This is a genomic window from Fictibacillus sp. B-59209 (assembly GCF_036216745.1).
Classification (GTDB): Bacteria; Bacillota; Bacilli; order Bacillales; family Fictibacillaceae; genus Fictibacillus_C; species Fictibacillus_C marinisediminis.
This window is the reverse complement of record NZ_JARMMC010000022.1, coordinates 25406-39050: the sequence shown is the minus strand read 5'-3', so window position 1 is coordinate 39050 and position 13645 is coordinate 25406. Positions and strand designations below refer to the sequence as shown.

Here is a 13645-nt window from a genome sequence, read left to right as displayed (position 1 = left end):
CACATTTTCTGCCCTTGTGTTCAAATGCAGAAAAAACCTCGATATTATAACCTTTTAAGGTATATCAAGAGAAGAATTTGGACAAAATTATATAATCTGTTGCTCGATTGAAATTGTGGTTTTTATAAAAACCCTTTTTCTTTTTGTCTTTCTGACATTCAATAATAGAATGTTAGAGTATATAGGAACAAGAAAAAACGCTGGATTTGAGGGGTGAATCAGTTGACAGGTCAACTAGTTCAGTTTGGACGCCACCGCCAACGAAGAAGTTACGCAAGAATTAGCGAAGTGCTTGAATTACCGAACTTAATCGAAATTCAAACTGCTTCCTATCAATGGTTTCTTGATGAGGGACTGCGTGAAATGTTCCAGGACATTTCGCCGATTGAAGATTTCACTGGAAATCTCGTGCTAGAGTTTATTGACTATAGCCTCGGAGAGCCAAAGTATCCTGTGGAAGAATCAAAAGAGCGTGATGTAACTTATGCTGCGCCGCTTCGTGTAAAGGTGCGTCTCATTAATAAAGAGACTGGCGAAGTGAAAGAGCAAGAAGTATTTATGGGAGATTTCCCGTTAATGACAGATACAGGCACGTTTGTGATCAACGGTGCTGAACGTGTAATTGTTTCCCAGCTTGTTCGTTCACCAAGTGTCTATTACAGTGAAAAGATTGATAAAAACGGTAAAAAGGGTTTCACTGCCACTGTTATACCAAACCGAGGTGCCTGGCTTGAGTTCGAAACAGACGCCAAAGATATAGTATATGTGCGCATTGACCGCACTAGGAAAATTCCTATTACCGTATTGCTTCGCGCATTAGGGTTTGGGTCTGATCAAGAAATCATCGACTTGCTTGGGGAAGATGAGTATTTAAGAAATACCCTTGATAAAGACAATACAGAAGGTACGGAAAAGGCACTCCTAGAAATCTATGAGCGCCTTCGCCCCGGCGAACCTCCTACTGTTGATAACGCCAAGAGTTTGTTAGACTCACGCTTCTTTGATCCGAAGCGTTATGATCTTGCAAGTGTAGGACGTTATAAAATCAATAAAAAGCTTCATATTAAAAACCGCTTATTCAACCAAAAGCTGGCTGAAACCCTGGCTGATCCAGAAACGGGCGAAGTGCTTGCTGAAGCAGGGACACTACTCGACCGCCGTACACTGGACAAGATACTTCCTTATCTTGAGAACGGCATTGGTTTCCGTCATGTGACTCCGGCAGGCGGGGTAGCTGAAGATCAGGATATTCCGCTTCAGTCTATTAACATTTATGCTCCGGATGATGCTGATGGAGAGCGCGTTATTAAAGTAATTGGCAATGCTTATGTTGAGAAATCAGTTAAGAACATTACGGTTTCTGACATCATTGCATCTATTAACTACTTCTTCAACTTGCTTCATAGTGTTGGTAATACAGATGATATTGACCACCTTGGAAACCGCCGCTTGCGCTCTGTGGGCGAGCTTCTCCAAAATCAGTTCCGCATCGGGCTGTCCCGTATGGAACGTGTTGTTCGCGAACGTATGTCGATACAAGATACAAATGCGATTACACCACAGGCACTGATCAATATTCGCCCTGTTATTGCTGCGATCAAAGAGTTCTTCGGAAGCTCTCAGCTTTCTCAGTTTATGGACCAGACCAACCCACTTGCAGAACTTACGCATAAACGCCGTCTTTCAGCCCTAGGGCCCGGCGGACTTACGCGTGAGCGCGCAGGGTTCGAAGTCCGTGACGTTCACTACTCCCACTATGGCCGTATGTGTCCGATTGAAACACCTGAGGGACCGAATATCGGTTTGATCAACTCATTATCAAGCTATGCAAAAGTAAACGAGTACGGCTTTATTGAAACACCATATCGCCGTGTAGATCCTGAGACTGGTAAAGTAACAGGAAGAATCGATTACCTGACAGCTGATGAAGAAGACAACTATGTGGTAGCACAGGCGAACTCCCTTCTTGGTGAAGACGGGGAATTCCTGAACGAAGACGTCATCGCACGTTTCCGTGGTGAAAACACCATTGTCAGACGCGATCGCATCGACTATATGGACGTATCACCGAAACAGGTCGTATCCGCCGCTACAGCTTGTATTCCTTTCCTTGAAAATGATGACTCCAACCGTGCACTGATGGGTGCGAACATGCAGCGTCAAGCGGTTCCTCTAATGGTACCGGAAGCACCAGTCGTCGGAACAGGAATGGAGCATGTGTCTGCAAAAGATTCTGGTGCGGCTGTTATCTGTAAATACGAAGGAATTGTTGAGAAGGTTACCGCGAAACAAGTCCAAGTACGCCGCATTGAAACTATTGACGGGAAAGAAGTAGAAGGTCAGCTTGACCGCTACAACTGCCTTAAATTCATACGTTCCAACCAAGGAACTTGCTATAACCAGCGTCCGATTGTCAGTAAAGGCGACCGTGTAGTTAAAGGAGAAATTCTTGCAGACGGACCATCCATGGAAAAAGGAGAACTCGCTCTTGGGCGAAACGTTCTTGTCGGCTTCATGACATGGGAAGGCTATAACTATGAAGATGCGGTCATCATGAGCGAACGACTGGTAAAAGATGATGTATACACATCCATCCATATTGAAGAATATGAATCAGAAGCCCGTGATACGAAATTAGGTCCGGAAGAGATTACAAGAGATATCCCGAACGTAGGGGAAGAAGCTCTTCGCAATCTGGATGACCGTGGAATTATTCGTATCGGTGCGGAAGTGAAAGATGGAGACATCCTCGTAGGTAAAGTTACACCTAAAGGGGTTACTGAACTTACAGCTGAAGAACGCCTTCTTCACGCGATCTTTGGTGAAAAAGCGCGTGAAGTCCGTGATACATCACTTCGTGTGCCTCACGGCGGAGATGGAATCATTCTGGATGTTAAAGTATTTAACCGTGAAGACGGCGACGAGCTTCCTCCAGGAGTGAATCAGCTGGTGCGTGCTTATATCGTACAGAAGCGTAAGATTCACGAAGGAGATAAGATGGCGGGCCGCCACGGAAATAAAGGTGTAATCTCCCGCATCATGCCGGAAGAAGATATGCCGTTCCTTCCAGATGGAACACCTATTGATATCATGTTGAACCCTCTGGGTGTACCTTCCCGTATGAACATCGGCCAGGTGCTTGAGCTTCACCTTGGTATGGCTGCAAGACAGCTTGGCGTTCACATGGCAACACCGGTATTTGACGGTGCACGTGAAGAAGATGTTTGGGCAACCATTGAAGAAGCGGGAATGGCCCGAGATGGTAAAACCGTTCTTTATGACGGAAGAACTGGAGTTCCGTTTGACAACCGTGTTTCAGTTGGTGTCATGTACATGATCAAACTGGCTCACATGGTCGATGACAAACTTCACGCACGTTCTACTGGACCATACTCCCTTGTTACCCAGCAGCCGCTCGGTGGTAAGGCACAGTTCGGTGGACAGCGTTTCGGTGAGATGGAGGTTTGGGCACTCGAAGCATATGGTGCTGCTTATACTCTTCAAGAAATTCTTACCGTCAAATCCGATGATGTTGTGGGCCGTGTGAAAACATACGAAGCCATCGTCAAGGGTGAGAACGTACCAGAACCTGGAGTTCCTGAATCATTCAAAGTATTGATCAAAGAGCTTCAATCACTCGGAATGGACGTTAAGATCATGTCCGGTGACGATAAGGAAATTGAAATGCGCGAGCTTGATGATGAAGAAGATCAAGCAAGTGAAAAGCTTAATTTAAATCTTGAATCTTACACTGTAAGTGAATAAAAACAGGATATCATAAGGGAGGTTTGCTCCTTGATAGACGTAAACAATTTTGAGTATATGAAAATAGGCCTCGCTTCTCCTGATAAGATCCGTTCTTGGTCAAGAGGAGAAGTGAAAAAACCAGAAACGATCAACTATCGTACACTTAAGCCTGAAAAAGACGGTTTGTTCTGTGAACGTATTTTCGGACCTCAAAAGGACTGGGAATGCCATTGCGGAAAATACAAACGTGTCCGCTATAAAGGTGTCGTATGTGATCGCTGTGGCGTAGAAGTAACTCGTGCTAAAGTTCGACGTGACCGTATGGGTCACATCGAACTTGCTGCACCTGTTTCGCACATTTGGTATTTCAAAGGAATACCAAGCCGTATGGGTCTTGTACTCGATATGTCTCCAAGAGCACTGGAAGAAGTTATTTACTTTGCATCTTACGTGGTGACAGATACGGGTGAAACGCCGCTGGAGAAAAAGCAGCTGCTTTCTGAAAAAGAATACCGTTCATACCGTGAAAAATACGGTCAAGGGTTTACTGCACAAATGGGCGCAGAAGCCATCAGACGCCTTCTTGAAGACATCGACCTTGTAAAAGAAGTCGATCAGCTGAAAGAAGAGCTGAAAACTGCACAGGGACAGCGTCGTACCCGTGCAATCAAGCGTCTTGAAGTGCTTGAAGCGTTCCGTCATTCCGGCAACGAACCGTTCTGGATGATCCTGGATGTTCTTCCTGTAATTCCGCCTGAGCTTCGCCCAATGGTGCAGCTTGACGGAGGACGTTTTGCAACATCTGACTTGAATGACTTGTACCGCCGTGTTATTAACCGTAATAACCGTTTGAAGCGTCTTTTGGATTTAGGTGCGCCGAATATCATCGTACAGAATGAAAAACGTATGCTTCAAGAAGCGGTAGATGCTCTAATCGACAACGGACGACGCGGCCGTCCTGTAACAGGTCCTGGTAACCGTCCGCTAAAATCACTATCCCATATGTTAAAAGGGAAACAAGGCCGTTTCCGTCAAAACCTTCTTGGTAAGCGTGTTGACTACTCTGGCCGTTCCGTTATCGTAGTAGGTCCTCACCTTAAGATGTACCAATGCGGTCTTCCTAAGGAAATGGCACTTGAGCTCTTCAAGCCTTTCGTTATGAAAGAGCTTGTTGCCAAAGGTCTTGCTCATAACATTAAGAGCGCGAAACGCAAGGTTGAACGTGTTCAGCCGGAAGTATGGGATGTTCTTGAAGATGTAATCAGAGAGCATCCGGTATTGCTGAACCGTGCCCCGACTCTTCACAGACTAGGGATCCAGGCGTTCGAACCTACACTGGTTGAAGGACGCGCTATCCGTCTTCACCCACTCGTATGTACAGCTTACAACGCTGACTTTGATGGTGACCAAATGGCGGTTCACGTACCTTTATCAGCTGAAGCTCAAGCTGAGGCACGCATTCTTATGCTGGCTGCACAAAACATCTTGAACCCGAAAGATGGTAAACCGGTTGTTACACCATCTCAGGATATGGTACTGGGTAACTACTACCTTACGATGGAGCGTGCAGGTGCGATTGGTGAAGGGTCTGTGTTTAAAGATGCGAACGAAGCAATCGTTGCGTACGAAAATGGCTATGTCCATCTTCATACCCGTATTGCTGTTCCGGTATCCACTTTAAACAAGCCTTCATTTAAAGAACACCAGCAAAATATGATGTTAATGACGACTGTCGGAAAACTTCTCTTTAACGAGATTCTTCCTGAGTCATTCCCATACATCAACGAGCCAACAACAGCTAACCTGCAAATTGAAACGCCTGAGAAGTATTTCCTTCCTCAAGCTGCGAACATCAAAGAAGAAATCGCTAAGCATGATGAAGTAGATCCGTTTAAAAAAGGAATTCTCGGTAAAATCATTGCAGAAGTGTTCAAACGATTCAAAATTACTGAAACATCCAAGATGCTTGACCGTATGAAAGAGCTTGGATTCAAATATTCAACAAAAGCAGGGATTACCGTTGGTGTTTCTGACATCGTCGTATTGCCTGAGAAACAAGTCATCCTATCCGCAGCTGAAGAAAAAGTTACTACGGTAACGAAACAGTTCCGCCGCGGTCTGATTACAGAAGACGAGCGTTATGAGCGTGTCATCAACATCTGGAGCCAGGCGAAGGATGAGATTCAGCAAAAACTAATGCTTACCCTTGATAAGAGAAACCCAATCTTCATGATGAGTGACTCTGGTGCCCGTGGTAACGCATCTAACTTTACACAGCTTGCCGGTATGCGTGGTCTCATGGCCAACCCGGCTGGTAAAATCATCGAATTGCCGATCAAGTCCAGTTTCCGTGAAGGTCTGACGGTACTCGAATACTTTATCTCTACACATGGTGCGCGTAAAGGTCTTGCCGATACAGCACTTAAAACAGCTGACTCAGGTTACTTGACTCGCCGTCTTGTAGACGTAGCTCAGGACGTTATCGTCCGTGAAGATGACTGTGGAACGGACCGTGGTCTAACAGTTGCGGCTATTAAAGAAGGCAATGAAGTAATCGAGAACCTATACGAGCGTTTAGTCGGGCGTACAGTGTTCAGAACAGTGTACCACCCGGAAACAAACGAGGTTCTTGTCAGCAAAAACGAGCAAATTACGGAAGATTCAGCAGCAGCAGTAGTTGATGCAGGAATTGAAGAAGTAACGCTTCGTTCAGTATTTACTTGTGATACCCGTCACGGTGTTTGTAAAAAATGTTACGGACGCAACCTGGCAACAGGATCTGATGTTGAAGTCGGTGAAGCTGTCGGTATCATCGCTGCCCAATCAATCGGGGAGCCAGGAACACAGCTTACAATGCGTACCTTCCATACAGGCGGTGTAGCAGGAGACGATATCACTCAAGGTTTACCGCGTATCCAGGAGTTGTTTGAAGCACGTAACCCGAAAGGTCAGGCGCTAATCTCTGAGCTTGAAGGTACAGTGATCAATATTAATGAGTCTAAAGAGAAGCGTGAAATCCTTGTTCAAGGTGAGATTGAAACTAGATCTTACACTGTGCCATACGGCGCGCGCATTAAAGTTGCAGAAGGCGATGCTGTGGTTGCAGGGCAAGTTCTTACTGAAGGTTCAATCGACCCGAAAGAATTGATCAAAGTTAAAGGTGCAGAAGGCGTTCAAGAATACTTGCTGCGTGAAGTTCAAAAAGTATACCGTATGCAAGGGGTAGAAATTGGCGACAAACACGTAGAGGTAATGGTTCGCCAGATGCTTCGTAAAGTCCGTATCATTGATGCCGGCCACACTGATGTTCTGCCAGGCGCATTGATGGATATTCACGCCTTTACCGATGTGAACAGAAAGGTTCTTCTTCAAGGCGGCATTCCTGCTACAGGACGCCCTGTATTGCTTGGTATTACCAAAGCATCTCTTGAAACTGAATCGTTCTTGTCTGCAGCATCCTTCCAGGAAACAACACGTGTCCTGACAGATGCAGCAATCAAAGGTAAACGTGATGAATTGCTCGGATTGAAAGAGAACGTAATCATCGGTAAGCTGATCCCGGCTGGTACTGGAATGTCCCTTTACAGAAATGTAGGAATGGATTCTCCTGTATCAACAGAAGAAAGTGAAACTGCTGATCACGAAGCAACAGCAACAGAGCTAGTCTCACAAGATTAATAAGAGAAGTGTTGACATTGGGAGCACAACAGTGATATTATATCTGAGTGCTCCTAAGAATTGTTACTTTGGAGGATATAACGATGTCTTATGAAAAAGTGACACAGGCTTCTGATTTTATCGTAGGAACTAAGCAAACCATTAAGGCTTTGCAAAACGGGGAAGTTAAAGAGCTCGTCGTTGCCGATGATGCTGACCCTCGTGTAACCGGTAAAGTATTACAGATTGCACAGGAAAGACTTGTCCCGATTACGAGAGTCGATTCCATGAAAAAGCTTGGCAAAGCTTGCGGAATTGATGTTGGAGCCGCAACTGTTGCGATAAAAGGATAAAATAAATGTTTTTGCGACGTCACCCGCGTGGCCTCTCGCAAAAACTTTCTTTTGTCCAAAGATGAACCACCTGGTTCAGTGGTCTTAGAAAAACGTAAGGAAAGGAGGAAAAAACAAATGCCTACAATTAATCAATTGGTTCGTAAAGGCCGTGAGTCAAAAGGTAAAAAATCTGACTCTCCAGCTCTTAACAAAGGCTACAACAGCTTCAAAAAAGCTCAAACCAACGTTTCCTCTCCGCAAAAACGTGGAGTATGTACTCGTGTTGGTACGATGACACCGAAGAAACCGAACTCGGCTCTTCGTAAATACGCTCGTGTACGTTTAACCAATGGAATTGAAGTGACTGCTTACATCCCTGGGATCGGGCACAACCTTCAAGAGCATAGCGTAGTGTTGATCCGTGGCGGACGTGTAAAAGACTTACCAGGGGTACGTTACCACATCGTTCGTGGTGCGCTTGATACCGCTGGTGTTAACAACCGTATGCAAGGCCGTTCTAAATACGGAACTAAGCGTCCTAAAGCTGCTAAAAAGTAAGCTTTTAAATAATGCGTAAATAAATAGGAGAAAGGAGGGGACACAATGCCTCGTAAAGGACCTGTATCTCGTCGTGATGTGTTGCCTGATCCAATTTACAAGTCTAAACTTGTAACTCGTCTAATCAACAAAATTATGATTGACGGTAAAAGAGGAGTAGCACAAACCATTCTTTATAATGCATTTGACATTATCAAAGAACGTACAAACACAGAACCTATGGAAGTATTCGAACAAGCTCTTAAGAACATCATGCCTGTACTTGAAGTTCGTGCCCGCCGTGTTGGTGGAGCTAACTACCAAGTTCCAGTTGAAGTTCGCCCTGAGCGCCGTACGACTCTAGGACTTCGCTGGTTAACAAACTACGCTCGTCTTCGTGGGGAAAAGACAATGGAAGAACGTCTTGCTAACGAAATCATGGATGCTGCTAACAATGCTGGAGCATCAGTGAAGAAGCGTGAAGATATGCACAAAATGGCAGAAGCGAACAAAGCGTTTGCTCACTACCGCTGGTAAAAACTCAAGAGACAGTTTCTTAACTGTCTCTATCACACTATAAAAAATCATTTTCCTATGTATAGGAAGGAGAGAAATTCATGGCAAGAGAATTCTCCTTAAAAAATACGCGTAATATCGGTATCATGGCTCACATCGATGCTGGTAAAACAACGACAACTGAACGTGTACTATACTATACAGGTCGTATCCATAAAATTGGTGAAACTCATGAAGGAGCTTCACAAATGGACTGGATGGAGCAGGAACAAGAGCGCGGAATCACAATTACTTCCGCTGCAACAACTGCTCAGTGGAAAGGTCACCGTATCAACATCATTGATACTCCTGGACACGTAGACTTTACAGTAGAAGTAGAACGTTCATTGCGTGTATTAGACGGAGCTGTAGCTGTACTCGATGCTCAGTCTGGGGTTGAACCGCAAACTGAAACAGTATGGCGTCAAGCAACAACTTACGGGGTTCCCCGTGTAGTATTCGTTAACAAAATGGACAAGATCGGTGCTGACTTCCTTTACTCTGTAAAGACTCTTCATGACCGTCTTGGTGCAAATGCGCACCCTATTCAGCTTCCTATCGGTGCTGAAGACCAATTTGAGGCAATCATCGACCTAATCGAGATGAAAGCTGTATTCTACGGAAACGACCTTGGAACTGACATTGAAGTAGGCGAAATTCCTGCTGAATATCAAGAGCAAGCGGAAGAGTACCGTGGAAAGCTTATCGAAGCGGTAGCTGAGCTTGATGAAGAATTGATGATGAAGTACTTAGAAGGCGAAGAGATTACAAACGAAGAAATCAAAGCAGCTATCCGTCAAGGAACTGTAAACGTTGAATTCTTTCCTGTAATCTGTGGATCTGCATTTAAGAACAAAGGTGTTCAGCTTATGCTGGATGCTGTTCTTGACTACTTGCCAGCTCCAGTCGATGTAGAAGCAATCAAGGGTACTCTTCCTGATTCTGAAGAAGAAGTAACTCGCGAATCAAGCGACGATGCTCCATTCTCTGCATTGGCATTTAAAGTTATGACTGACCCTTATGTCGGTAAACTTACATTCTTCCGCGTATACTCCGGAACATTGAACTCAGGTTCATATGTACAGAACTCTACAAAAGGCAAGCGTGAGCGCGTTGGACGTATCCTTCAAATGCATGCGAACCACCGTGAAGAGATCTCTGTAGTATATGCTGGTGATATCGCAGCAGCTGTAGGTTTGAAAGATACAACAACTGGTGATACTCTCTGTGATGAGAAATCCCAAGTTATCCTAGAATCTATGGTATTCCCTGAGCCGGTAATCCACTTGTCTATCGAGCCTAAATCTAAAGCTGACCAAGATAAAATGGGTATGGCCCTTGCGAAACTTGCTGAGGAAGATCCTACATTCAGAACTGAAACTGACGAAGAAACAGGACAAACGATCATCGGCGGAATGGGTGAACTTCACCTTGACATCCTTGTTGACCGTATGAAACGTGAATTCAAAGTTGAAGCTAACGTAGGTGCTCCACAGGTTGCTTACCGTGAAACAATCCGCCAAGCGGCTAAAGTTGAAGGTAAGTTCGTACGTCAGTCCGGTGGTCGTGGACAATACGGTCACGTTTGGATCGAATTCGAACCAGGTGAAGAAGGATCTGGATTCGTATTCGAAAACAAAATCGTCGGTGGTGTTGTTCCTCGTGAATACATCCCAGCGGTACAAGCCGGTATTGAAGAATCAATGAAAAATGGTATGCTTGCAGGATTCCCATTGCTTGATCTTAAAGCAAGAATCGTTGACGGTTCATACCATGACGTTGACTCCAACGAAATGGCGTTTAAAATTGCCGGATCAATGGCACTTAAAAACGCGAAAGCAAAATGTGACCCTGCTATCCTTGAGCCGATCATGAAAGTTGAAGTGGTTGTTCCTGAAGAGTACATGGGAGACATTATGGGTGACGTAACTTCCCGACGCGGACGTGTTGAGGGTATGGAAGCTCGCGGTAACGCTCAAGTTGTTAAAGCGATGGTTCCACTTGCTGAAATGTTTGGTTACGCTACATCTCTTCGTTCTCGTACACAAGGACGTGGAACTTACTCCATGCACTTTGATCACTACGAAGAAGTACCAAAATCAATTTCAGAAGAAATCATTAAAAAATCAACTGGCCAATAATTGTTGACAGTTGTAACAAGCTAGCTTTTCATGTAATCTAAAATAGGCAGACAACCTGTCTGTTTTAAATAAAAAAATTAAACTTTTACACATATTAAGGAGGAATCTTTCTCATGGCTAAAGAGAAATTTGATCGTTCCAAAACGCATGCGAATATTGGTACAATCGGACACGTTGACCACGGTAAAACAACTTTAACAGCTGCAATTACTTCTGTACTTGCAAAAAAATCTGGTAAAGGTCAAGCTATGGCTTACGACCAAATCGACGGTGCTCCAGAAGAGCGTGAGCGTGGTATCACAATCTCAACTGCACACGTTGAGTACGAAACTGACACTCGTCACTATGCACACGTAGACTGCCCAGGACATGCTGACTATGTTAAAAACATGATCACTGGTGCTGCACAAATGGACGGAGGGATCCTAGTAGTATCTGCTGCTGACGGCCCAATGCCACAAACTCGTGAGCACATCCTTCTTTCTCGTCAAGTAGGTGTACCTTACCTAGTAGTATTCTTGAACAAATGTGATATGGTTGACGACGAAGAGCTTCTTGAACTAGTTGAAATGGAAGTTCGTGACCTTCTTTCTGAGTACGATTTCCCAGGAGACGATGTTCCTGTAATCAAAGGTTCTGCTCTTAAAGCTCTTGAAGGAGACGCTGAGTGGGAAGCTAAAATCATCGAACTTATGGACGCAGTTGACGAGTACATCCCAACTCCTCCACGTGACACTGAAAAACCATTCATGATGCCTGTTGAGGACGTATTCTCAATCACTGGCCGTGGTACTGTTGCTACTGGACGTGTTGAGCGTGGACAAGTTAAAGTCGGAGACGTTATCGAGATCCTTGGTCTTACTGAAGAGCCAAAATCAACAACTGTAACTGGTGTTGAAATGTTCCGTAAACTTCTTGACTATGCTGAAGCTGGTGACAACATCGGTGCACTTCTTCGTGGGGTTTCCCGTGACGATGTTGAGCGTGGACAAGTTCTTGCTAAGCCAGGAACTGTTAAAGCTCACACTAAATTCAAATCAGAAGTATACGTACTTTCTAAAGAAGAGGGTGGACGTCATACTCCATTCTTCTCTAACTACCGTCCTCAGTTCTACTTCCGTACAACTGACGTAACTGGTATCATCCAACTTCCAGAAGGAACTGAAATGGTTATGCCTGGAGACAACATCGAAATGACTGTTGAACTAATCGCTCCAATCGCGATCGAAGAAGGAACTAAGTTCTCTATTCGTGAAGGTGGACGTACAGTAGGCGCTGGAGTAGTAGCATCTATCCAAGCGTAAGTTCATTTCTCAAAAAAGCATCCCTTTATGGGATGCTTTTTTTATGTTCCTTAAAACAGAAGGCTTAGCTGTGTTTTATTTATATAGAAGAAACCCGTTTTTTTATTATTGGTAATTCCCGATCAGACCTTGCTTTTACAGGGTTGAGGGCCTATAATAGAAAAAGTGTGCGGCTGATGAAAATATTTATAAGAATAGCTTGCAATGGGCAGCTGTTTTTACTATAATAAGTAATGTTGGTCATTCATTTGCGATGATCCGGAAGGTTGCTGACACACCCGGCCCCATTGCCATGGCGGATGTCTGTCAGGTTAAATTTCCGTGGGAGTAATGTCTGTTTATCAAAATGGGCGAATAAAGGAGGGAAAATAATGGCAAAGCAAAAGATTCGTATTCGATTAAAAGCATATGATCACAGAATTCTTGATCAATCTGCTGAGAAAATTGTTGAGACAGCAAAACGTTCTGGTGCAAAAGTATCCGGACCAATTCCGCTTCCAACTGAAAAAGCTATTTACACAATCCTGCGTGCGGTGCACAAATATAAGGATTCTCGTGAGCAGTTCGAAATGCGTACTCATAAGCGTTTGATCGATATCATCGAACCAACGCCGCAAACTGTTGATTCATTAATGCGTTTGGATCTTCCATCTGGCGTTGACATTGAAATCAAACTATAAGAATTAACATATAAAAAATTTTAAACAATCAATAGGAGGTGTGACTAATGGCCAAAGGAATCTTAGGTAAAAAAGTAGGAATGACTCAAGTATTTGCAGAGAACGGTGATCTTATCCCAGTTACTGTAGTTGAAGTTACTCCAAACGTTGTTCTTCAAAAGAAAACTGCTGAAAACGACGGTTACGAAGCAATCCAATTAGGATTTGATGATAAGAAAGAAAGCCGTGTGAACAAGCCTGCAAAAGGGCATGCTGCTAAAGCTAACACAAACCCTAAGCGCTTCGTTAAAGAATTCCGCAATGTACAAGGCGCGGATTTTGAAGTTGGTCAGGAAGTCAAGGTAGATATTTTCGCAGAAGGTGACGTTGTAGACGTAACCGGAACATCAAAAGGTAAAGGATTCCAAGGTGTAATTAAACGCCACGGACAATCCCGCGGACCTATGAGCCACGGTTCCCGTTACCACCGTCGTCCTGGTTCTATGGGTGCAGTTGACCCTAACCGTGTATTCAAAGGTAAAAACCTACCTGGACGTACAGGCGGAGATACAATTACTGTTCAAAACCTAGAAGTTGTTAAAGTTGATGCTGAGCGCAACTTACTTCTAATCAAAGGTAACGTACCTGGTGCGAAAAAGAGCTACGTTACAATCAATGCAGCTGTAAAAGCTAAAGAAGCTAAATAAGAA

Annotated in this window: 9 protein-coding genes; all 9 read left to right on the top strand. The window is 44.3% G+C overall.

Annotation, left to right across the window (positions count from 1 at the left end; all coding sequences use genetic code 11):
* Positions 1–222: 222 nt before the first annotated feature.
* The 9 genes from rpoB (at position 223) to rplC (ending at position 13642) form a co-directional block, all read left to right on the top strand.
* Positions 223–3765 (top strand): DNA-directed RNA polymerase subunit beta, encoded by a 3543-nt coding sequence (gene rpoB / locus P4361_RS19085; RefSeq protein WP_265408952.1) that lies wholly within the window; start codon positions 223–225, stop codon positions 3763–3765.
* A gap of 30 nt (positions 3766–3795) precedes the next feature.
* Positions 3796–7425 (top strand): DNA-directed RNA polymerase subunit beta', encoded by a 3630-nt coding sequence (gene rpoC / locus P4361_RS19080; RefSeq protein WP_328090541.1) that lies wholly within the window; start codon positions 3796–3798, stop codon positions 7423–7425.
* An 83-nt stretch (positions 7426–7508) separates the two neighbouring features.
* Positions 7509–7757, top strand: a complete 249-nt coding sequence (locus tag P4361_RS19075) for a 50S ribosomal protein L7ae-like protein (RefSeq protein WP_053356203.1) — start codon at positions 7509–7511, stop codon at positions 7755–7757.
* Between the two features lie 117 nt (positions 7758–7874).
* A complete protein-coding gene (gene rpsL / locus P4361_RS19070) occupies positions 7875–8297 on the top strand; it encodes a 30S ribosomal protein S12 (protein WP_053356202.1) in 423 nt (140 codons plus the stop codon).
* A gap of 45 nt (positions 8298–8342) precedes the next feature.
* The gene (gene rpsG / locus P4361_RS19065; RefSeq protein WP_053356201.1) at positions 8343–8813 is read left to right on the top strand and encodes a 30S ribosomal protein S7; all 471 of its coding nucleotides are present in this window, start codon (positions 8343–8345) and stop codon (positions 8811–8813) included.
* An 80-nt stretch (positions 8814–8893) separates the two neighbouring features.
* Positions 8894–10972, top strand: a complete 2079-nt coding sequence (gene fusA / locus P4361_RS19060) for an elongation factor G (RefSeq protein ID WP_328090539.1) — start codon at positions 8894–8896, stop codon at positions 10970–10972.
* Positions 10973–11085: 113 nt separating this feature from the next.
* Entirely contained in the window at positions 11086–12276 is a 1191-nt protein-coding gene (gene tuf, locus P4361_RS19055) for an elongation factor Tu (protein WP_248251079.1), read from the top strand.
* Positions 12277–12647: 371 nt separating this feature from the next.
* Positions 12648–12956, top strand: a complete 309-nt coding sequence (gene rpsJ / locus P4361_RS19050; protein ID WP_053356198.1) for a 30S ribosomal protein S10 — start codon at positions 12648–12650, stop codon at positions 12954–12956.
* Positions 12957–13003: 47 nt separating this feature from the next.
* The gene (rplC, locus tag P4361_RS19045) at positions 13004–13642 is read left to right on the top strand and encodes a 50S ribosomal protein L3 (RefSeq protein WP_256227838.1); all 639 of its coding nucleotides are present in this window, start codon (positions 13004–13006) and stop codon (positions 13640–13642) included.
* The last annotated feature ends 3 nt before the right edge of the window (positions 13643–13645 follow it).

Coding starts and splice junctions, on each gene's coding strand:
- P4361_RS19075 (WP_053356203.1), top strand. CDS start 7,509: ATGTCTTATGAAAAAGTGACACAGGCTTCTGATTTTATCGTAGGAACT.
- rpsL (WP_053356202.1), top strand. CDS start 7,875: ATGCCTACAATTAATCAATTGGTTCGTAAAGGCCGTGAGTCAAAAGGT.
- rpsG (WP_053356201.1), top strand. CDS start 8,343: ATGCCTCGTAAAGGACCTGTATCTCGTCGTGATGTGTTGCCTGATCCA.
- fusA (WP_328090539.1), top strand. CDS start 8,894: ATGGCAAGAGAATTCTCCTTAAAAAATACGCGTAATATCGGTATCATG.
- tuf (WP_248251079.1), top strand. CDS start 11,086: ATGGCTAAAGAGAAATTTGATCGTTCCAAAACGCATGCGAATATTGGT.
- rpsJ (WP_053356198.1), top strand. CDS start 12,648: ATGGCAAAGCAAAAGATTCGTATTCGATTAAAAGCATATGATCACAGA.
- rplC (WP_256227838.1), top strand. CDS start 13,004: ATGGCCAAAGGAATCTTAGGTAAAAAAGTAGGAATGACTCAAGTATTT.